The sequence below is a fragment of the Pedobacter sp. GW460-11-11-14-TSB4 genome, assembly GCF_059423705.1.
On record NZ_JBWKYI010000001.1, the window covers coordinates 623,498 to 646,781 of the forward strand.

8 protein-coding genes are annotated in these 23,284 nt (G+C 41.9%); 2 read left to right on the plus strand and 6 right to left on the minus strand.

Annotated elements, in window-relative coordinates; all coding sequences use genetic code 11:
- Window position 1: 1 nt before the first annotated feature.
- The 3 genes from AC07YT_RS02750 to AC07YT_RS02760 form a co-directional block, all read right to left on the minus strand.
- The gene (locus AC07YT_RS02750) at window positions 2-6,004 is read right to left on the minus strand and encodes a hypothetical protein (RefSeq protein ID WP_145954227.1); all 6,003 of its coding nucleotides are present in this window, start codon (window positions 6,002-6,004) and stop codon (window positions 2-4) included.
- A gap of 108 nt (window positions 6,005-6,112) precedes the next feature.
- On the minus strand, window positions 6,113-7,786 hold the full coding sequence (locus AC07YT_RS02755; RefSeq protein ID WP_145954226.1) for a hypothetical protein: 1,674 nt from the start codon (window positions 7,784-7,786) through the stop codon (window positions 6,113-6,115).
- A 62-nt stretch (window positions 7,787-7,848) separates the two neighbouring features.
- Window positions 7,849-9,636, minus strand: coding sequence for a hypothetical protein (locus tag AC07YT_RS02760; protein ID WP_086545910.1), 1,788 nt, complete (start codon window positions 9,634-9,636; stop codon window positions 7,849-7,851).
- Window positions 9,637-9,911: 275 nt separating this feature from the next.
- Here AC07YT_RS02760 and AC07YT_RS02765 point away from each other — a divergent pair, with 275 nt between their 5' ends.
- On the plus strand, window positions 9,912-10,775 hold the full coding sequence (locus AC07YT_RS02765; protein ID WP_086545909.1) for a helix-turn-helix domain-containing protein: 864 nt from the start codon (window positions 9,912-9,914) through the stop codon (window positions 10,773-10,775).
- Window positions 10,776-10,929: 154 nt separating this feature from the next.
- The gene (locus AC07YT_RS02770; RefSeq protein WP_086545908.1) at window positions 10,930-11,508 is read left to right on the plus strand and encodes a hypothetical protein; all 579 of its coding nucleotides are present in this window, start codon (window positions 10,930-10,932) and stop codon (window positions 11,506-11,508) included.
- A 136-nt stretch (window positions 11,509-11,644) separates the two neighbouring features.
- Here the strand turns inward: AC07YT_RS02770 and AC07YT_RS02775 are convergent, their stop codons facing one another.
- From AC07YT_RS02775 to AC07YT_RS02785, 3 genes are all read right to left on the minus strand, one after another.
- Window positions 11,645-12,253 (minus strand): class I SAM-dependent methyltransferase, encoded by a 609-nt coding sequence (locus tag AC07YT_RS02775; RefSeq protein ID WP_086545907.1) that lies wholly within the window; start codon window positions 12,251-12,253, stop codon window positions 11,645-11,647.
- 251 nt (window positions 12,254-12,504) lie between these two features.
- Complete coding sequence (locus AC07YT_RS02780; RefSeq protein ID WP_086545906.1) at window positions 12,505-13,392, minus strand: PorP/SprF family type IX secretion system membrane protein; 888 nt, start codon at window positions 13,390-13,392, stop codon at window positions 12,505-12,507.
- A 56-nt stretch (window positions 13,393-13,448) separates the two neighbouring features.
- Window positions 13,449-23,282 carry a YDG domain-containing protein gene (locus AC07YT_RS02785; RefSeq protein ID WP_086545905.1) on the minus strand — a complete coding sequence of 3,278 codons (9,834 nt, stop codon included), beginning with the start codon at window positions 23,280-23,282 and terminating at the stop codon, window positions 13,449-13,451.
- Window positions 23,283-23,284 lie beyond the last annotated feature (2 nt).

Consider the following 23,284-nt stretch of genomic DNA (forward strand, 5'->3'; position numbering starts at 1 on the left):
TTTAGTTGAGTTTTACCGAAGGGCTGAATCCACCACCTGGCGGCTTATCTAATCTCAGTAACAGGCCCAGTTCTTTAGACCCTACACAATAAACGAGTCCGCCTTTAACACCAAATTGCAGGTAACCACCCAGCCCGCCATTATAAGTAAGGCCAAATTCGCCATTGGCACTACCGGTTAAACCGATTTTACAAACAGAAAAATTGTACAGGCAAGAGGCATTCGCAATTGCTTTCCCTCCTATGGTTACACCGCTTTTTAAATTGACCATAATGCGGAGGTCTATCCCAGCCGAAAAATCGAAAGTTGGAACAAATGCACTCATCCCTGGGATATCATCTAAGCTAGGTCCTGGCAGCTTTGGCAAATCGGCTTTGCCCAATGATTTCATTACATTGACATAAACACCTGTTAAACGCTGTTCCAAATCGGGCAGTTGGTTGTATAGCGTCACATTCAATAGATCCTGTTTCATATAAGCTGGCAACGGGCCGTTATAAAAGCCAATGGCTACGCCACTTTTAAAGCCATTAAGAATAGGGAGCGGTGTAAGCGAAGCATTAGATATGATACCGCAAAGAATAAAACCATTACCATCTATCTGCATATTAATCTTACCATCATGCAGATTAACAGGTCCAACAGGAATATTTTGGCCTGAAAATTTTAAAGAACCTGCCAATATTTTTTTATCAAAATCGAAAGAAATATCCAGCCCGCCGAAAGGTGTTTCCACATTTTCTACTTTTATTTGTTTGCCTGATTTTTTATCATTTTCTATCGCTCCGTTTACAATAAAATCAATCTCATCCTGCCCTTTTACCAGGATTTCTTTGCCATCTGCTAAAAAGTTTTCAGGTTTAGCCGTAAATTGTACCAGGTTCCAGGTATTGCCATTAACCTTGCTACCGCCATTCAAAATCGTCATAAACCTGTTGCCATCAACGCCCATTTTTATTTTGTCATTGGGCAGGATATCCATTTGCGTACCTGCAGGAGTTTTAGTAATTGTTCCGTGTAAGGGTATGGCATCTGCGAGTGTATTTTTGTAGATCAGCAGATCACCTGTAGCTTTAAAAACACCATTCGACAGGGCAAAACTGGTTCCATTAAACTTTACTTTACCAGGTAGTTCTATATCAGTCTGCAGTTTTTCGGTTACCTGCTGTATGCTGCCGTTTTGATCTTTATAATATTTAAATCTACCCGTAACATTGTTGTTTGCCCCGGGGATATCGAGACTGGTATTGCCAATAAGGGTAAAATAATCTTTACCAACCTCTATACCGCTAATCGTTTGCGAGATCACATTAAAAAACGGATGTTTAACGGGTGTGACATTTACGGTTCTATGTATCCCATCACTATAGGCGCTCATGATTTCGATATCTATTTTATCCAATACCGAGATACCTGGGATATTTGCAATATAAGCCACCCGCTGGTAATTACTACCCGACAGATTTATCCGGTAATGCGGTTTCTGATCGAAAGGCGCTGCTGCATCGTAGTTTAAGGTCAGTTTTGCACCGCCCACCAATTTAAGCGGAGTAACATTACCCAGGGTTAAAACTTCATTGCCGCTAAGGTTATTTGTACCCAGATCAATCGCTGTTGGCATAATCAACATTTCATTCAGCGGAACATTCGGCAGGTCGGTCTGCAACTGCCCGCCAATAATTTTAAAGCCACCTTTATTCAGTTCGTACTGCAAACCTTTGCCCCTAATGGTCCATTTTTCTAAAGGAATAGTTATATCTCCAACATAATCCTGCCAGCTAATGTCCTTTTGAGATACCTTTACCGTGCCCGCCTGTAAACTGCTGATACCCACTAAAGGGATTTGCATTTTTATGGCCGTATTTATGGCGAAAACATCGGCATTTACATACGATCCCTTGAGCATAGTGGCTTCAAAATCATGCACTTTGAAGCTGCTTACCCCATATAATGCTTTAAGGTTATATTTAGAAAGTGGTGTAAAACTATTTGCTGCGCCCAATACATCTATCGGGGCGGATGGAAGTGCCTGATTAAAAAACTGGGATTTATCATGATCAAACAAAAATCTGCCATTATAATCGTAACTAAAGTTAAAGGAGGCCAGTTCGGAGGTTACAAAACCGCTCAACACACCCAAACCGTTTTTGCCTTTGCTAATCTTTAACAATGGATATTGAAAAAACTGATCGCTGCCCAATACCTCGCAAGAGAATTTATTAAAGGCCATTACCTTAAACGCATTGGTTTGTACTGTTATTTCGTTGGTTGTGGGCACAAAAATATAATTAGGCGTACCATTTGGATTTGCTTTTTTGTCGATGTATACCTGCAAATTTTTAAATGGTAACCTTGCATTACTTAAAGCCGTTTTAAACGTAGCATTATCAGGTATTTTAACAAATGCACCGCTGATTTTTAAGGCAAAAGGTGATGAACCTTCTTCTACAGTGTTGACCTCGATCGGGATTCCCCAAATTTCGGCCTTCATGTTCAGGCTGGTTAGTTTAAAAACAACATTACTCACCGTATTTGGTCCCACGCCATAACCAAAAAGTACCGTCTGTTTTTGGCTTTGATAACCTTCATCGCCACTTTTTACCGCGTACACATCCATCGGGCTCTGGATATTGAGCCCAGAGTTATAATCAAAAAACATCGATTGGTTAATGGCACCCGGAAGTATATAGAAGCCCTTATCATCAGTATAGGTTTCATTCTGTACCTGACCATCCTGATTGGTACCACTTATGGTGTATACCCTTGCATTTTTGATCGGTTTATTTGTTTTTTCATCAAGCACATAACCTACGATCGTTTTTGCCCGTACCAGCTTGATGGGGATTACCTCCGATGTTTTGCTGATCGGTATATTTTTGTAACTATCATACGTAACATAGCCATAGGCAACTACACGGATATGGAATTCGTTATCAGGACTTGCCACAGCTATTTCGTTGGTCAATCCAGTTTTACTGTCGCTGGGATAACAGACGTTTAAACTTTGGCCAACAGCGGTGCAGCTTTCGGCAACAGGATTATTATTTTCATCCACTATTTTAAACCGCACGCGGTGCAGTTTTTCTTTTACCACTATCTTCCCAGTAGGATCATTTACATTACTCACCAGCGTATAGTCTCCTGCATTAATATTCTTACGAAGTGCTTCAGGGAAATAATTATCAACAACCGGTACCACTTCTATCAGGGTAAAATTACCACTTGCGGTGTTTTTAATATCGAACCATCCGTTATCTGCAGTTTTTACAAACGGACCACCAGCGATGCGGATATTACAGATAACCGGCTCTCCCTTTTCGTTAACCACATGTCCCACCAGCTCGCCACCACCCTTCATATATTGCTCTACCTGGGCAGGAAAACGTTCTCCAAAAGACAATTTCTGTTTGCTCGCTATGGTTAAACTCGCATAACCAGGTTTTGAAATCACAATGCTGCGCAATGGCCCGATCACTTTTGTTAAATTGCCTTGCTTTTCCGTTGTTATCGCTAAATCTTTCAAATGCAGATAACCATTTATATCTGTGGTATAGTCTTTTGAACTTGGAAAAAAAGATTTATCTGTAGCATATTCGTAAACGGTAACGGTAGCATTGGCAATTGCTTTAGGCATGTTATTCTGCATCGTCATTACCCGGAGGTAGATCTCTGGGTTTTTGGGTGAAATAATAATTTCGCGTGCAATAGAACCAACTTTATGTACCGAACTTCTTTTGCTCAGTTTATAGTTTACATCATGAAACGGACAATTGTTACAAGCGTCGGATTGGATCACTTTGGTTTGCGTTTCGTAAGCAAAATTGCCTTCCAATTTATTTTCCAGCGCTAAGGTATACTTTCTATCCGATGACTTAGTAGTATAATAACTATTGGACAGCAGTCTTTTAAATATTATTTCCCCATTTGCGTCTGTTTTACCTAAGTCTAATACAGTTGCTGGCTCGTTCAAAATAGTTGCTTTCAGATCTTTGTACACTTCTATATTCGATTCTACCGGGTACGATGGATCAGTTCTATAATCGCTTTTAAGCACAGCCAGCTGTACCGGATAACCTGCGACAACTGCTCCTGGCTGTAATGCCTGATCTGCGATCTTTTCGTCCGTTCTTACCGTTACTTTTAAATTATACGAATCCGCAAATACAACCTCATCTGGCAAATGAATGGTTTTGCCATTCTGTGGAAATATAATGATGTCAGAATTGGTGTATTTATCTTCCCCCATAGCAATACGGAGCGCACCGAACTCAACCGATTTGTCTGCTTTTTCAATCAGCCCCGTTTTCATATTGTTTAAAAAAGAAACCGAAAAATTACCGTTTTCATCGGTAATACCTGTTACCAATACCTTATCCGGTTTTTTTTCAGGATCGACATAATTAGATGCACCTACCGGCGTAGTGAAAGGGGCATTTTCGCTGTCGTAACTTTTTAATTCGTTATACTGTGTTGGCGCTTTATTGGCTGATGTAAACAGCGCGTAAACCAATTTTATAGTGGTGTTTTTTACTGGCCTGGTTTCATTATCCTGGTTAAACATTCCATTACAGATAAAATCAGGCAAAGGTGCATCGTTAAGCACAAGCATGCTAAAGTTCCCAGCTTTTTTGGTCACATATGCCGGTGGAAAATTAAAGCTGCTGTTGTTAGGTTGTTCATTTTCTTTTTTATAGCGGTATAATAATCTGCCAGTTATGGTAACCATATTATCTACTACCGGAGGTAATTTTGGCGCACCATTATATTTAAATAATACGATTTCGCTATTACCCAAATTAGTGAAGTTGATGCTTTTACCATATGCATCTACTCCTTTTGCCGTAATCTGGATGGCATAAGTGGCACCGGGTTCTAAAGCTGCTTTTCCTGACGGACCTGTGATTTCTTTATTTGGATTGTCGAATGGTAGTTTGCCTGCTGCCGGAAGTGCTTTCAGCGTATAAGTTGTGGTGCTAATTTCATCGTTTACAATTAGTCCGCTATTAGTAGCCAACACATTTTCTGCCTGATCATTCGCGCCAACCTTTGCTATCTTGATGATGTATCTGATCTGGGCATTACTTGCACCCGAACCATTCCAGCTAATATCTATATTGGGCTGATTTAAAATATTATAAGCATTTCGCACTTCTGTAAATTCTACCTTGTTTTTAGGTGAAGTAATTACTGGCGCAGCCAAAGTAAGTTGTGGTACCGAGTAAGTAAAAACATTGGCCTGACTCGTTCCGTTATTTTTAAAAACTGTTTTTCCTGTCGGATCGAAAGCTTTTATACGCCATGCGTAACTTTTCCCTGTTTTTAACGGCGGGTCTGAGGGCGATAAGCTGTAGGACATGCTGTTCATCGTCTTATTGATCAACGGAAAAGATGCGGAGTTCAAAACCTGGTTAGGGTTTGAGCTGACCAATGGCATTTCGGCAACCTGTAATATATACTGTGTACCCATTGGTACAAAACCGGCATTTATCCAGTTAAAAACCAGGCTTTGCGGATTGGTAGCAAATAACGTTAAATTGCTTAGGGGATTAATGAGTACCGGAGCATCGGGGTAAGCGATATTAATGTTTGTACAGCCCAAAGGTGCAGTGGCTGAAATAACCTGATTGGTATTCATATCAACTGCCTGAATACAGAAAACATAGTTTCCTTCGGGTAAGCGTGAAGTTTGCACCAGTCTTACTTTATCAATGCCATATACATTTAAGGAATTTAAATCGAAAATATCCTTTAAGGCCAGTCCGTTTAGCTGTTTGGTTTCATTTGGATTCAAAATAACAGGCTGTAAAGGAACGTAATTGGATTTCGTGGTGATTTTTATGCCATTATCACCCTGTAGCTGCCCCACTAACTTTATTCTCTTTTGCAGGGCGGTTAAATTGGTAATGGTTAATAAAACTTTTGAAGCATTTGTTCCTGCATAATCGGCATAAAACGGAGAATATGGGGGTATAATAGTCGTGCTGATATTAACACTTTGGGCCATTGTTATGTTACAATAGAGCGAAAGCATCACGAATAAGAACAAAATCGGTACACATTTAAAACCTTTTATAAAATGATCGTAATTTCTCATGCTGAATGGTATTAAATTTTAAAAGGAATGTGTTAAACCAAGATTCGACCTCAATTCGTTAAAAGAAGGGAGCGTAACATCTTTTGAGTTACTTTTCAGGTAGTTAAGTGATAAATTGGCCGCATCGCGTTTGCCAAGACGGTACGAACCATTAAAGTTTGCATTAAATATATTACCCGCATCAATGCTGTTATTGCGCTGGAGCTGATAGCTAACAGAAGCATTAAGGCCCAGATTACCCTTATTTAAGGTTTGATTAAGGCCTAAAGTTGGACCATAAAAAATGGTCTTGCCAAAGGCAACCTCTGCAACGGTATAACTTAGATTAGCATTAACACCAAAGGATTTTTTTGGCAGACCGAGCTGGTAAGAAAGGTTGACAGTTTTACTGTTCGATTTACTGTTAGGTTTGGTTAACTCATTTAAATCTACCAGCGATTGCAGGTTACCGACCAGAACAAAACCATGACTAAACCTTTCATCAGTAATATTATACCTTAAAACGGTGCTCAGGTTATGATTGGTTCTGGCCACACGAAACATATCTATAATGGGGTTTAATCCCCTATCCTGGGTAATTCCAAAATTGGTGTACCTTAAATCGAAACCATAGTCGGCCTTATTAAATGAAATATTGGCAGCCCCAATTTTCCGGTTAGAACGCACTGCTTTATCGTGCAGGATATTGTCATTCTGCAGTCCAAAACTTCCACCCAGCTGCAGTTGCCCTTTCATTAAACGAAGCATACCTTCAACGGTATAATTTTGCACATCGGTTTCAAAATAGTAGGCTCCCATACTTTTATAATCTGGGTCTACCCTCCGGTATTTCAACCTTACATCGTAGCTGCTGGCACTGTAACCAATACTGGTTTGTGCGGCGGTTAACAATTGGGTTGAAGCATTGAGGGTAATCAGGTCTTTAATAAAACCAACCTTGCCCAGTTTTAAGTTTTCGACCGTATCTGACAGTACATTCCTGGTATAAATACTTCCTGAAACGTCTATATCAAAAACAAAATGTTTTAAGAAGCTGAATCTGGATGATAAACCCAGCACCATATTTTCCGCAGGGCTCAGTTCTGTAGAAACCGGGGTAGCGCTTAAAGAACCTACATGGTCTTTCGCATTCAAAAAAATGATATCAACATGGTTTCGTTCGGTACCCCAACCCAATTTGGTGCTATATCCCGTCCTCTTGTAAGCAGCTTGTTGTGCCAGGGCCAATGGCTGATTGAGATCTTCTTCTATCGCTTTGTTAAAACGGCCGTAAACAAAACCAAACCTGAGTTTGCCCGGATTGAGTTCTACACCTCCACCCAAAAAATTATGCCCGGCCAAAGTAAAAGGCGAAAATTCTAAACTCTGCCAGCCAGCATGAAAAGTGGCCCATTTATAGGTTGGACTGATTCCGTATTGATTGAAGGGCTGCGTGTAACTTCTTTCCTGATCGCTCACCACGACCGAAAAGGGTAAAGTAACCCCGTAAATGGTTAAAGTTGGTGCGCCGTTAAAAATATAAGAAAAATCGCGCTGCCTGGCTGGGATCCCCTTTACATTATAGGTACCAAGTCCCAGACCTATGGTACCGTTAAATACAACAGGTTTTTGTTTTGTGATCTGGCCCAGGTCTTGCGATCTGGCCAAAAAAGCAGCACACAAAAACAACACAAAAAGTGATATGCGTTTCATAGATTCTACGTTTGTTAGAATGGGAATTATGGGCCATACGTGTAACTACAGCCCTAATAACATCACTTTAATATTTTAAAATCACTATCTTTTAAATTAAGCTGATGCATGGCCTGCAGCAATGGTGTATTATTGGGCTTTATACTTAATACGCCCGTGGTGCTTTGTGGAACGATAACAATCCTCACTTTATCTACAGGGTAGGCCGTAAAGGTTGAACCAAAACCATTATAAAATGAAATTCTAACTTTAGCGGTAGTTGCATCAACCCTCAAAGAATAGCTATAAATTAAATTTTGATTTGGGCTTTGACTTAAATCTGTATAGTTCAACTGCTTCCAGCTATAAACACCCGGCGCTTCTGTTTTGCGCATATACACCATTACAATACCTTGACTTACAGCAGCTAAATGTATGGCTGGGATATTAAATACCGATGTGGTATCGTTGAATGAAAGCCCATGTTTCTTTAAAGCGTAGGTATTAAAATTAGCGCCTTCACCATTCCAGGTAAAGCTTACATTATCTGGGGTTTCTAAAGAAATTACATTTGAATTTCCATCTGCACCATTAGCACCTTTTAATGATGTTCCCGGAAAAGGCCAGGCGCCCCCTGTTTTAGGGCCATACATCACATAACTGGTTAAGTCTAGGTAAAAATCACCATCGTTACCTATTGTATTTTGCGGAGCACCACCTCCGCTTAAAATTTTATTTCCATTGGTACCATTAGTTCCATTTGTACCGTTTGTTCCATTCGTTCCATCGGCACCTTTTAAATTGGTACCAGCGCCCCAACCAAAAAGTGCTGTTTTAGGACCATAAATCATAACCGGTAGCCTGGAGATATAGAAATCTCCAATTTTCCCTAAACCTGGGTCCGGAGCAGTTTCTCCACTATAAATAATCGTACCATCCGCGCCTGCAGGGCCAGTCGGCCCCTGAGCTCCAGCTGCCCCACGCAAAAGAATAGGAACGCCCCAACCTGTATTATCTTTAGGGCCATATAACAGATAATTGGTTTTATCTAAATAATAATCGCCAATTAAACCAGTCGCTGGTAAAGGCGCACCATTCCCGCTTAGGGTTGTACTACCATTTGAACCATTCGTTCCATTGGTACCATTGGTTCCGTTGGTTCCGTTGGTACCGTTTGTGCCGTTAGTTCCCTTCAGCACGATTGGTGTAGCCCAGGTACCAGCAGTTTTTGGTCCATATAAATTACCAGTTGTTTTGTCCAGGTAATAATCTCCGTTTGCGCCAATTGCAGCGACAGGAATACCTGTGCCGCTGTAAATAATGCTACCATCTTTACCAGCAGCGCCAGTTGGTCCCTGTGCACCATCTGCACCGCGCAATAAAATAGGGATACCCCAGCCAGCGGCTGTTTTTGGGCCATATAATTGATAATTGCTTTTATCCAGATAATAATCGCCTGCAATACCGGCTGCTGCAGATGGAATACCATTTCCACTTAGTGTAGTGCTGCCATTTGTTCCATTGCTTCCATTGGTACCGTTTGAACCATTAGTGCCATTTGTACCATTGGTTCCTGCAGCTCCCATTAAAGTAAGTGCTGTACCCCAACCGTTCGCTGTTTTTGGGCCGTAAAGATTTCCTGTAGAACGGTCTAAATAATAATCGCCGTTTGCAGCAAGTGTAGCCGGAGGCGTTCCTGTTCCGCTATAAATGATGCTGCCATCTTTACCTGCGGCACCTACTGCACCAGCATTTCCTGCTACGCCTTGTGGTCCGGCAGGGCCTTCAGGTCCCTCCAAACCTGTCTCGGAACAAGAATTGGATAGTACAGTTATAAAACAGATCATTAAAAAAAAGTAAAATTTTTTCATAAGGATAATTTTGATTGGTTGAGGTATTGCTCCAGGCGTAACAATTTGAAACCTAATCGATGAACGGGACTAAATGTTCTGTAAAAGGTTTGCCTGGCATTTGTAATCTAAATGATCACGGATCAAATTTATCTCAGAATAAGCGTCGGCACATAGTACAAACACGACAACCTTAGCCAAATGCAGAATATTTAAAGAGAAGTTTAAAATTCTGATATAAATACCTAACTTGGATACCGTAAATATTACCTCTCACCTTAAAAGGTCAAAATATTATGGGTTTTACCTATTTTTTGCCTGAACCAAGTTTGGCACAATACGTGGAAAACGTTATTGTTATCGAACTCAATTTCAACGAAGATTTCATTAAAGAGATCACCATTGTTCCTGATTACAGGTCTTGCTTGTGCTTTATACTTGAAGATAAAATCAGTGCTTATGAAAACGGGCAATTGGTGGAAAGAGAAAATGTAATTCTGGCCGGCTTCCATTTGTTTTCTACGATTATGAACCTGGGCAAAAAACACCGTGCGGTATGTGTACAATTTAAACCAATTGGCTGGAACAGTTTAATGAAAAATGTACCTCAGAACGAGGTGTTGAACACCTGTTACGATGCAAAATTATTTTTGGGAAACTATGCAGCGATATTAAGTGAACAATTGGCAGAAGCCAGCTCGGCCCTGGCACAAAACTACATCATTCAATCTTTTCTGAAGGAAAAACTGAATAGCTTAGCAACGGCCTCTCCCTTTGACCGGGCAATTGATGTTTTTATCCGCTCGGGTGGTAACCTGACGATAGAGCAAACTGCCTCCCTTGCCTGTTTAAGCCTGCGGCAGTTTGAAAGGCTCTGTAACCATAAAATTGGGGTTTCGCCAAGAATGTTTGGCCGGCTGATTAGATTTTCCAATACCTATAAACTTAAAGAACAGCATCCGCACCTGTCATGGAACAAGATTGCTTTTCACTGTGGTTATTTCGATCACATGCACCTCATCCGCGATTTTAAACAGTTTTCGGGTACCATACCCAGTATTATTGTAGACGAAGACCACTTTAGGTCGTTCCCTTATGATCGCCATAAAAATAATCTTTCGGGCGGTCCCATTCAATTGAATGACCAATTTATGGAATAATGGGTGATGTAAAATGGATGATGGCCATCAGCGCCTCATCAAAGAAAAAAATTAACTCGCTCTTGTTGATCCCTTTATCCTAAAACTATCCATTGGTTTTGCTTCGGCGCTTTACATCCCTTCAACGAAGCTGTACATTTGTAAAAAAAACACAATGAACGATATTACAGATTACCCTGTCTTAGCCTATGTTGTTAAGCTGATTAAAAACACCATCACCGATATCAAAACAGAATATATTGCCCCAGCCAGTGTAGAACTTAAGGATGGTAATGACACGATATACCTCCAACAGCGATCGGATGAAAATGGCAATCCTTCAACGATTTTTATCAAAGATTCTAAAGATATCATCTTCAGTGAAGACCTGCTCCCCTCTTTGAAGAACCTACAGGAAGGAGCTGAAGGAAAAACAGCAGAAGCATTATTGAATGCCAGAGTGATCATCAATGATTTAGATGTAGAAACACAGCTGATTTTTCAGGCGGTAAAGGATCATTTCGATGAGATCAGCAACAGCTATGAATTTTTTAAGGCAATTGAAAAACAAACCGATAAAATAAAAAGCAGCTTTAAATTTGGAAGTCATTCCTTTGAACTGACGGTGATTAACCAAACACCACTTATCTCTGTTACAGCAGGATTTTCTCCTTCATTTGATGAGTCCATCAAAAAAACGATCGAAAATGATGCCGCTAAGGTTCAGCTGGCCGTTCAAAAAATATTTGGGTAAAAGCAACTTTAGCAGCCTAAAGATGGAAATTAGAGAGAAATGCCCTGACTTATTACTAAGGGCATTTCTCTCCAAATAGCATTGTTTTATTTCGCCCTCGCTTGATAAAATCTGTGCATCCTTACCCCAAATCTTTTTATTTCTTCAGGCACCAGGTGGTCATTGACCGAAGGTTCTGCACATTGGTAGTTTTGATGGGCTCATGTAATGTAGCCGTAAGTTTGGCCGTAAACTGCAGTAACATGTCTTGATTAACTAAAAAACGTTCTGATTGATCAGGCAAAATATACTTTCCGTTACCGATTGAGTGAACCATGTTTTCGATACCGATATCGGATGCTAAACGACAGAACAGGTAGCCGCCGGGACGTAATACCCGCCACATGGAGTTTAACATCTCCTCAAAATTTTTCATATTGTTTGCAAAATGAAGTACGGCATTACTGATCACCAGATCAAATGTTTCATCGTTAAAAGGAAGGTCTTCGACTAATCCAACCCTGAAATTTTCTGCAGGAGAAGTTTCAGAAAATGGCGCAGCCAATTGTTTAATCTTTTCAATATGGTGCGCTGAAGAGTCGACGCCATATACCTGGTACCCTGTGCGGATAAAGTAATCTGCATTCCTTCCCGCCCCGCATCCGGCATCCAGAACAGACCGGCAATCGTTGTAGGTTCCCTTTAAAAGCTGATCAAATAAATAGATATCGATATTTCCAAACTGGTCGCGCAGGTGATCTTTCATATAAAAATGTGAAATCAAAAATAAGCATATTCCCTACAGCAATAGATTCCTTAATCGATTTTAGTATTTCTTTTACGATTTCACATACCTTAAGTCGGCGCAGCATAGACAAGGTGCGTACAAAATAATTTGATCTCGGAATGCTTATAAACTCAAGCGATCCTCTCTAATAAAGAAAGGATCGCTTGAGTTTGAGTTGGTAAGTTGATCAGCTATTATGTAAGATAACAGCAAGACTGCTATCACGGTTATTACCTAAAATTGTATTTTAAGCCGACTTCAAATTCTCCGTTTGCATAATTTTGTATATCAGAAGTATTGGTGGTATACATGGCCAATATCGACAAGCGATTTTGATAAGTTGTGCCCACCCCTGCAGTGAAACTGTTACTCGTGTGATAAATGCCCGTAAACAACAGTTTATTACCCCAGAACTGCGCATTTAATCCAAGATCAACTATATCGCGGTAATTATCAATGCCTCTATAACTTAATTTGGGCTCAATCACATTCAGCACCTTATCGGGATTAATAAATTTGTAGCTTACTGATGCAAAATAAGAAGCGCGGTCGACCACCGTTCTTTCATCATCACGTTTCAAAAACCGCTTGAGATTTAATACTGATCCCTGAATATTAAAATGCTGACTACGATAAGCCATACCGAAATCGCCATCAAAATACAGTTTGCGCTGGTTAAAGTTCGTTAGGGAAATATCATTCTGGCTTCCCTTAATTTTTGTCAGATCGATCCATTCGTTCATGATACCTGCTGAAAGCCCAAAATCAAGATAATCAGAACCATTATTGAGCGGCAAGTGGTAAGCATAAGTACCTTTGAAACTGGTTCGCTGAATTACCCCTATATTTTCATTGTAAAAAGAGGCACCTACGCCAACTTTATTGTTGTTGGCACCATAAGCTGCCGTTACGGATTGCATAGCTGGTGCGCCTTCTATTGCTGTCCACTGTGCCTTATATGCTGCAGCAGCTTCCCAACCCTTCTCAATACCTGCCATGGCCGGATTGCTGAGATAAAGGTTCTGGTAATACATACTGCCCATAGGGTTGAGCTGAGCAAAGGCTGGGATGCAGATACTGAACATCACCAATGTGACAAGCATTTTCCTTGTTTTCATCTTTATACTTTTTATGCCATAACCAGTATTTTAAACTGGTTATGGCAGGTTAAATCTTAGTTATTACCTACAATTGTGATATAGCCTTTTCTTACTCCTATACCTGGACCAAAGTCGATGATATAGTAGTAGGCGCCTTCAGGAACTAAAGATCCCTTTAAGGTACCACCCCAGCTGTTGTCATATCCTTTCATTTCAAATATCGACTTACCGGCGCGGTCGAAAACGCGTACCGTGTTGTTTGGATACATATCGATATTTTCGACAACCCATGTATCATTTTTACCATCACCATTAGGTGTAAGTACGTTCATGATATTCAGCACCTGGTAATCGGCCCTCACCTCGAGATTAAAGGTTTTGGTACTGCTTCTTCCGTACTGGTTAAACCCGGTAACGGTATAAGTCGTATTTTGAGATGGCCTAACGGTTAATACGGCAGTGTTTTGACCACTAATAATTCCGTTTGCATTTGTCCATTGATAAGTTAATGCACCCGTTGCAGTAAGTATTGCCGTTTCGCCCTTACTAATGCTATTACCTTTATTGCTGGTAATGGTAATTACCGGTGGCGGATTTTCGATTACTGTAAACGGCTGTACTACATTGGTTGCTGCCTGGTAATTGGCGTTTCCGGCCTGACTGGCAGTAATGTTGATCACACCTGCTTTCAGGATTTCTACCTGATTACCATTAATAATCCTGGCTACAGCCGGATTGCTGCTCGTATAGGTTACGGTTAAACCAGAGCTTGCTGTTGCCGTTAAGGTAAAGGTACCATCGGTATCTAATTTATTGGCTAAAGCTGCAAATGTAATGGTTTGTGCGGCCGGGTTAACGGTAAGCGTACCCGCAACATAAGAAATGCTGTAATTTGCTGCTGCAGCACCACTAGCCGTAATGGGATAATTGCCAGCTGGCGATGTTGTAATAGCCGTAGTACTTAAGGCTACCGGACTGGTTAATACAGCTGCTGTTTCAGTACCTGCGAAACCATTATAACTTGCCGTAAGCGCCGGATTGGCATCGCCAAAGTTTTTATTTTTATTATCGGCCGTGATGACCAATGCTTTTCTGGTAATGACCAGATCGGCCGGCGTATAGGTAATGATATAATTTGTTCCGGCTGAGATGGTGTTCTGCGCAATCGCATAGTTGCCTATATTCTCTCCGGCTGCACGGCTTAAACTACCTGTAATAACATCGCCCGTGGCTAATGCACCTGTAGAAAGTGTATAAGTTAATGCAACATCGGCACTGCCATACACTTTTGTCTTCGCATCGGCAGTAAGCGCAATTGGTTTAGCGCTGATGTTAGCACTGGTAGTTGCCACGCTGCCTAAAGTATAATTAGCTGCTTTGGCGCCCGATAACAACAAACCTGTCCCAGTTACCACTTTCGCAGTACCTACGTTTTTATCGGCAAAGGTTGCTGTACCACCTGTTAAGGTTACATCGGCAGCATCAGCTACAAGTACACCAGTTAGGCTTCTTCCCGAAATGGCAGCTGTAGTATTTCCATCGTAAACCTTATTACTTGCGGTAATGCTTCCGTTAACCGTTTTTGCAGTAATAGCAGCTGTAGTAGTCGCTACACTGGTTAAATTGTAATTAGCAGCTTTTGTACCAGCCAGTACCATGCCTGCAGCCGTAACCGTTTTACCGGTAGCCACACTGGCATCAGCAAAACTGGCTGTTCCGCCGCTTAAGTTTACATCTGCAGCATCTGCAGTTAAAACTCCTGTTAAGGCTCTGGTTAACACCGTAGCGCTAGCATTGCCATCATAAACCTTGTTGCTTGCGGTAAATGATCCGGTGATATTTCTAACTCCAATATTAGCCGTGGTGGTAGCCACTCCTGTTAAGTTATAATTAGCAGATTTTGAACCTGCCAAAGTCATACCTGCTGAAGTTACCGTTTTACCTGTACCAATATTGGCATCGGCGAAACTTGCTGTTCCACCAGTTAAGTTTACATCCGCTGCATCAGCTGTAATTACACCTGTTAACGTTCTGGTTAATACGGTTGCTGTAGTATTGCCATCATAAGCCTTATTATCAGCCGTGAATGCTCCAGTGATATTTTTTGCTGTAATGTTGGCTGTTGTAGTGGCTACACCTGTTAAATTGTAATTGGCCGATTTGCTTCCTGTTAAAGTTAAGCCAGCCGCCGATACCGTTTTTGCTGTGCCTACGTTAGCATTGGCAAAGCTTCCAGTTCCACCTGTTAAATTCACATCGGCAACATCGCCTGCCAGTACGCCGGTTAAGGTTCTGGTTAAAATACTGGCAGTAGCGTTACCATCGTAAACCTTATTGTCGGCGGTAAAGTTTCCGCTGATATCCTTAGCGCTAATATCGGCTGTTGCAGTGGTTATTGAAGCCAAAGTATAATTAGCGGCTTTCGCACCCGTGATGGTCATGCCTGTTGCGGTAACGGTTTTACCTGTGCCTTTACTGGCATTGGCAAAACTGGCTGAACCGCCTGTTAAAGTAACGTCGGCAATATCAGCAGCTAACACGCCGGTTAATGTTCTGGTTAATATACTTGCAGTTGTATTACCATCGTACACTTTATTACCAGCGGTAAAGTTACCGGTAAGTGTTAAACCTGTAATGTTAGCGGTAGTAGTGGCTACGCCCGTTAAGTTATAGTTAGCAGCTTTGGTACCTGCCAGGCTCATACCAGTTGCGGTAACGGTTTTTCCGGTACCCATGTTGGCATTGTCGAAATTGGCCGTTCCGCCTGTCAAATTCACATCAGCTACATCTCCGGCCAGTACACCTGCTAAGGTTCTGGTTAAAATGTTTGCCGTTGTATTTCCATCGTATACCTTGTTATCTGCAGTAAAATTACCTGAGATATCTTTTGCAGTAATATCGGCGGTTGTTGTACCTACCGAGGCTAATGTATAATTGGCAGCCTTAGTACCGGCCAGGGTTAAGCCTGTGGCGGTAACGGTTTTACCCGTGCCTTTATTGGCTTCGGCAAAAGTTGCTGTACCGCCGGTTAATGTTACATCGGCTACATCAGCGGTTAATACGCCTGTTAAACTCCTACCCGAAATGCTAGCAATGTTATTGCCATTGTATACCTTATTGCTGGCTGTGATACTGCCGGTAATAGCCAAACCTGTAATATTTGCGGTAGTCGTGGCTACTCCGTTTAAACTGTAGTTGGCAGCTTTTGCTCCTGTTATGGTCATACCTGTAGCGGTAACCGTTTTACCTGTACCTGCACTTGCTGTTGCAAAACTTGCTGTACCACCTGTTAGGTTAACATCAGCAGCATCAGCAGCTAATACACCGGTTAAGGTTCTGGTTAAAACACCTGCTGTAGTATTACCATCGTACACTTTATTATCGGCAGTAAAGTTTCCGCTGATATTTTTAGCAGTAATGTTTGCTGTAGTTGCATCGACTGTTGTGATGTTATAGTTAGCTGCTTTGGCTCCGGCTAAAACAAAACCTGATGCATTTACAGATTTACCTGTGCCTACATTTTCATTGATGAATGTTGCCGTGCCTCCACTCACCGTTACATCGGCCACATCAGCAACCAGTACACTGGTTAGGGTTCTTGATAAAATGACTGCGGTTGTGTTGCCATCATAAGTTTTACTGTCGGCAGTAAAGCCAGCACTTAAATCTTTGGCGGCAATATCAGCCGTTGTAGTAGCTACCGAAGCCAAAGTATAGTTAGCCGCTTTGGCACCAGTAATGGTCATACCTGTTGCGGTAACTGTTTTACCTGCACCTTTACCGGCATCAGCAAAATTGGCTGAACCACCTGTTAAGGTAACGTCGGCTGCATCGGCTGGCAATACGCCTGTCAAAGTCCTGGTTAATATGCTTGCCGTTGTATTGCCATCGTAAACTTTATTAGCTGCAGTAAAATTACCGGTTAAGCCCAGACCTGTTATATTGGCTGTGGTGGTGGCCACGCCCGTTAAATTATAGTTGTCGGCTTTGGTTCCGGTAAGGGTCATGCCCGCAGCAGTAACTATTTTACCCGTACCAATGTTGGCGTTGGCAAAAGTTGCTGTTCCACCTGTTAAGTTTACATCAGCTAAATCGGCTGGAACTACTCCCGTTAAGCTTCTGACTAATATCGTTGCTGTATTATTGCCATCGTAAGCTTTGTTACTGGCGGTAAAGTTTCCGCTGATATCTTTTGGTGTAATATTGGCTGTTGTGGTATTTACAGCAAATAAGGTATAGTTACCTGCTTTAGTACCTGTTAATACCATTCCGGTTGAAGTAACCTCTTTACCATTTCCGGTATTGATCCCACCAAAAGTAGCGGTTCCGCCTGTTAAGGTTACATCGGCAATATCAGCAGCCAGTACACCTGTTAAAGTTCTGGTTAATATGGTTGAACTATTATTGCCATCGTACACTTTATTATCGACGGTAAAGCTACCTGTTAAGGCCAAACCTGTGATATTGGCGGTGGTAGTAGCTACACTACTTAAGCTATAGTTACTTGCTTTAGCTCCAGTTAATGTCATACCCGCAGCAGTAACCGTTTTGCCTGCACCTACACTGGCATTGGCAAATGAAGCTGTGCCACCTGTTAAAGTTACGTCAGCAGCATCAGCAGCTAATACGCCTGTTAAGGTTCTGGTTAATAAGCTTGCCGTAGTATTTCCATCGTAAACTTTATTATCTGCAGTAAATGCGCCGGTTAAAGCTAAACCTGTAATATCGGCTGTGGTAGTAGCTACGCCTGTTAAGTTATAGTTGGCGGCTTTGGTTCCGGTGAGGCTTAAGCCTGTTGCGGTAACCGTTTTACCTGTAGCGGCCAATGCATTGGCAAAAGTTGCGGTTCCACCTGTTAAGGTTACGTCTGCTTCTTCTCCGGCCACTACCCCAGATAAAGTTCTGGTTAAAATATTGGCCGTATTATTACCATCATAAACCTTATTGCTTGCTGTAAAGTTACCGCTGATATCTTTAGCGGTAATGTTAGCTGTTGTTGTATTTACTGACGATAAAGTATAGTTAGCCGCTTTTACTCCGCCAAGCGTCATACCTGCTGAAGTTACGGTTTTACCATTGGCTACATTGGCATTATCGAAAGTAGCCGTACCACCATTTAGGGTTACTGCTAACTCATCGCCTGTTACCACACCATTAAGTGTTCTGGTTAATACAATTGCTGTATTGTTTCCATCATAAACTTTATTATCGGCAGTGAAGTTACCTGTAAGGCTTTTTGCATTCACCGTTAAAGTTTGTGTTACGTCGGTTGCGGCATTATAACCGGTACTTGCGGCTTGTTTTGCTGTAATTACTGCTGATCCGGCCGAAACAATGTGAATTTTACCCGCTACGATTGTAGCCACCGCTAAATTGTCACTGCTATAAGTTATGGTATTAATTGCAGAAGTTGCGCTGGTTGCCCCAGGATCAAAATCGGCATTACCATAAGTAGTTGACGCGGTGCCTGCAAAGGTAATGGATTGATTGGCGTTTGGTCTGTTAACCGTTACGGTATAAGTTTTAGTGGTGGTTCCATTTTGAGCCGTAACTTTAATATCAAAAGTATTGTTACCAAAGTTTAAGGCCAGATCTGCTGTTTCTACCGCACTGGTTAGCATTACATAACCCGCTCCGTTTGCATTAATTTGAAGTGTTGACCCTGCCGCAAGTGCAGTAGCTGTTAACTTTACTACATTGGTTGCGGTTAAAACACTGGCAGTATAGGTTGTGGTTCCTGCTGCGAAAGCTGGCGTTAAGCCTGCTGTGGTACTTAATGCTGATAAATCGGCATTAGCATAATAAGGGTCATATAAACCAAAATCTACATCTGTTCTATTTTGTCCAGAAGCAAGTACGAAGGTTGCACCATTTGTTCCAGTCCCATCCAGATCATAAGTACTGGTGTAACGTGCCGGATAACCCGACACCACTACTTTATAGGCCGTTGAAGGATTTAAATTACTGAAAGTATAATTGCCCGATGCATTTGTTGTAGTTGTTAAATTTACTGCGTTGGCAAAGATGTCAGTTCCTGTTAAGGTAACCGTTGCCCCCGCTACGCCTGGCTCGCCACCATCCTGTACACCATTTTGGTTATAATCTAACCAAACAAAATCGCCAATTGAAGCCGCTTCCTGTTTATTTACGGTCAGGGTATAGGTTTTGGTTACTGTCGTTTCTTCTGCCGTAACTTTTACATTAATTAAGTTAGCACCATTATTCAGTGTATATGCTGAAGAAGCAACTCCATCCGTAAGTGCCGTATATGCCCCTGCACCTAAACTCGATGTTAATGTTGCATGGCTTTCAGCCCTTGTAGCGGTAACGGTTGCCGTAGTGGTGGTATACGGTACATTGATGCTGTAAGCTGTAGTACCTGCAGCAAAAGTTGGTGTAAACGTTCCGGCATTGGTGGTTAAAGAAGCCAGATCGGCATTTCTGGATTTTGCTCCTGAAACCGTTACAGGGTTAGTTGCATCTGCAATGGTAACCGCTGCCGCTGCTCCTGCATTCCAGTCTTCGGCTGCTGCCAGGTTATATACGGTTGCATCCGCTGCTGAAAGACCATCTTTATTCATGAGTAAAGCCAAACCAGCTTTATCTGTTGTACTAACCGTTATGCTGAACGAGGTTCCACTCGTAACCTCCGCATTTGGCGAATCGGTAAGTGTATAGGTTGCAGCTGCTTGTCCCTTAAAAGTTAATTTATTGGCCACAATATCATTTGCAGCGCCATTTAATTTTAAAAATCCTGTTCCTGATACGCTAAGTACGCCAGTAGTGGCATCGTACGTTGCAGCTGTAATGGCTGGTACAGCAACACTATTTACCGTAATGCCGTTTCCGGTTAAATCTGCTACAACAATGGCTGCATCTGCTCCTGCCGCCCAATCTTCAGCTGCTGCCAGGTTATACGTTGTTCCGCCTGTTGAAGCTGTTCCGTCTTTATTGATGATTTGATTGACAGCTGCTTTATCTTCCGGACTTAGGGTTAATGAAAATAATCCACTAAAATTAATCTCCACGTTTGGTGTATTCGTTAAGGTGTAAGTTACTCCACCCTCTCCGGTAATTGTAAATTTATTGGCTATAATATCATTGGATGCCCCACCTATTTTGCTAAAGCCTGATCCGGAAACATCCAATATTCCTGATGAAGCGTTATAGGTAGCACTGCTAATGGTAGGAACAGGCACGTTTGAAACTGTAATTCCATTACCCGTTAAATCTGCAACAACTACTGCTGCATCTGCCCCAGCCGCCCAATCTTCTGCCGCTGCCAGGTTATACGTTGTTCCTCCTGTTGAACTTGTTCCGTTTTTATTCAGTATTTCTTTAATGGAAGTTTGATCTGCCGGGCCCAGGATAATAGAAAAAGTAGTGGCGTTTGTTATTTCAGCTGTTGAACCTGCATTTATCGTAAGGGTCGCACCGCCCTCTCCGGTAATGGTTAGTTTATTCGCTACGATATCATTTGCTGCGCCATTTAATTTAGTAAATCCGGTTCCGGTTACGACTAGCGTATTTGTACTGCTGTTATAGGTGGCTGATGTAATGGTTGGAATAGCAACATTGCTTGCCGTAATTCCGTTGCCAGTTAAATCGGCCACTACCACTGCTGCATCTGCTCCGGCGGCCCAATCTTCGGCAGCTGCCAGGTTATACGTGGTTCCTCCTGTTGAGGATGTTCCGTTTTTGTTGATAATCTGGCTAACTCTGGGCAAATCTGTAGCGCTCAATACCAGCGTAAATGCCGTTGAAGCACTGATTTCGGGATTTGGGGTATCGGTTAAAGTATAGGTTGATCCTCCTTCACCGATAACCGTAAATTTGTTGGCCACAATATCATTTGCCGCTCCTGTTTTGGAGAAAAAGCCTGAACCAGTTACGACAACAAGGCCAGTGGCAGCATCGTAAGTAGCTGAAGTGATAACAGGAACAGCAACGTTACTCGCTGTGATTCCATTACCGGTTAAATCTGCTACAACAACTGCTGCATCAGCTCCGGCGGTCCAATCTTCAGCTGCTGCCAGGTTATAAACGGTTGCACCTGTTGAACTTGTTCCGTTTTTATTGATCACCTGGTTTACACCTGCCCGATCAGCAGCATCTAATGTTAATGTAAATGCAGTTCTCGAAGTGATTTCTACATTTGGTGTAGTCGTTAGCGTATAAGTACTGCCGCCTTCTCCGGTCAGGGTAAACTTACTGGCGATGATATCATTTGTTGCACCATTGAGCGATAAAAAACCTGTTCCGGTTACGACTAAAGCCCCGGTTGATGCATTATAAGTTGCATTGGTAATGGCAGGAACGGCAACATTGGTTACCGTAACCGAATTAACAGCATCTGCAATAACTGAAGCCGGATTTTCTCCTGCTGCCCAATCTTCGGCCGCTGCTAAATTATAAGTTGTTCCGCTGGTAGAAGCTGTTCCATTTTTATTGAACATCATTTCTACGGCGTTCCTATCAGCCGTATTTAGCGTAATAGTGAAAGCTGTTGATGAAGTGATTTCTACATTAGCTGAAGTAAGCACATAATTTGTTCCTCCTTCTCCGGTTAGGGTTAATTTATTCGTTACAATATCATTGGTTGCACCTGCAAAGGCCGGAAACGCCGATCCTGTTACGGTTAATGCTCCTGTTGAAGCGTTGTAAGTAGCTGAAGCGATGGCTGGTGGTGTAGGTGTAGCGGATACATCAGCAGTTTTAGCGCTTTCGTTAAAGTAATTGTCTTCTGCTGAAATGCGATAGAAATATGGCGTTCCATTGGTAAGCCCTGTATGCGTATAGGTTGTGGTTCCTTTTGGAATGGCAGCCAATAAAGTGGTTGGCGCCGCTGTAGTACCACCGTATATTTTATAACCTAATAAATCGACATCTGCATTGGTGTTCCAGGTTAGCGTGTTTTGCGAGCTTCCTGCGCTTGCTGCCAAACCGGTTGGAACAGTTGGAAGTGTAATATCAGTTGGAGCCAGTTTAATTAATTCACCACCCAATGCGCCATCATCCCCGTCAGCAATATATCCTGTTGTACCAATAAAAGCTACCCCATAAGGTAAAAACGTACCTGTTCCATGCAAACCTGAGTAAAAAGCAGCTGGCGAGCCGGTAGCAGCAGTATATTTATTTAACGAATAAGTATTTCCTCCGCTGGTTTCAGAAGCATATAAGTTACCGAATTCATCAAGTGTTAATGTTGTAGCATAGGTACCTGTTGCAATGCTTGTTGTAGTTGCGTAAGTAGGGGCATTTATTTTTAAAATACCACCGGTTTGCGTAGTTCCATTATAAGTTTTGGTTACAAAAACATCACCGTTGGTTGCAACAGCAATTCCAATAGGATAACTCATTCCGCTTCCCGAAATAAGACCATGATAGATCATTGTTTTACTGGTAGAGTTTATCGCGGATGGATCGGTATATTTAACCACAGCATAATCTGTATTGGTAACATTATACTCCAAAGCATATAAATTTCCTGCCGCATCAAAAGTTAATCCAGTAAAATATCTTCCTGTTTGCACTGTAGTTGCCGCATAACTCGATGCTGCATTTAACCTGATAATTGCACCATTATTCGATGTAAAATCGGTACTCAGATAAACATCACCATTGCTCGCTACAGTTAAACCCCATGGATATTCTCCTGATTGAGAGGTTAAACCACTATAAATAATGGTGGGACTACCTGTACCGCCAATATACTTGGCTACATGATAAACCCCAGGGCCAGAGGCCTTGGTAACATAAACATTACCACTGGCATCTTTAGCCAAAGCCGCATACAATCCTCCGGAATGCAACTGAGTTTTAGTGTACTGGGCAGATGCGGGAGCAAGCGCCAGAAAAAGCACGATTACTGAAACTGTAAAAGCTACTTTAGTAAAAAATCTCTTCATAA

Coding starts and splice junctions, on each gene's coding strand:
- AC07YT_RS02750 (WP_145954227.1), bottom strand. CDS start 6,004: ATGGCCCAAAGTGTTAATATCAGCACGACTATTATACCCCCATATTCT.
- AC07YT_RS02755 (WP_145954226.1), bottom strand. CDS start 7,786: ATGAAACGCATATCACTTTTTGTGTTGTTTTTGTGTGCTGCTTTTTTG.
- AC07YT_RS02760 (WP_086545910.1), bottom strand. CDS start 9,636: ATGAAAAAATTTTACTTTTTTTTAATGATCTGTTTTATAACTGTACTA.
- AC07YT_RS02765 (WP_086545909.1), top strand. CDS start 9,912: ATGGGTTTTACCTATTTTTTGCCTGAACCAAGTTTGGCACAATACGTG.
- AC07YT_RS02770 (WP_086545908.1), top strand. CDS start 10,930: ATGAACGATATTACAGATTACCCTGTCTTAGCCTATGTTGTTAAGCTG.
- AC07YT_RS02775 (WP_086545907.1), bottom strand. CDS start 12,253: ATGAAAGATCACCTGCGCGACCAGTTTGGAAATATCGATATCTATTTA.
- AC07YT_RS02780 (WP_086545906.1), bottom strand. CDS start 13,392: ATGAAAACAAGGAAAATGCTTGTCACATTGGTGATGTTCAGTATCTGC.
- AC07YT_RS02785 (WP_086545905.1), bottom strand. CDS start 23,282: ATGAAGAGATTTTTTACTAAAGTAGCTTTTACAGTTTCAGTAATCGTG.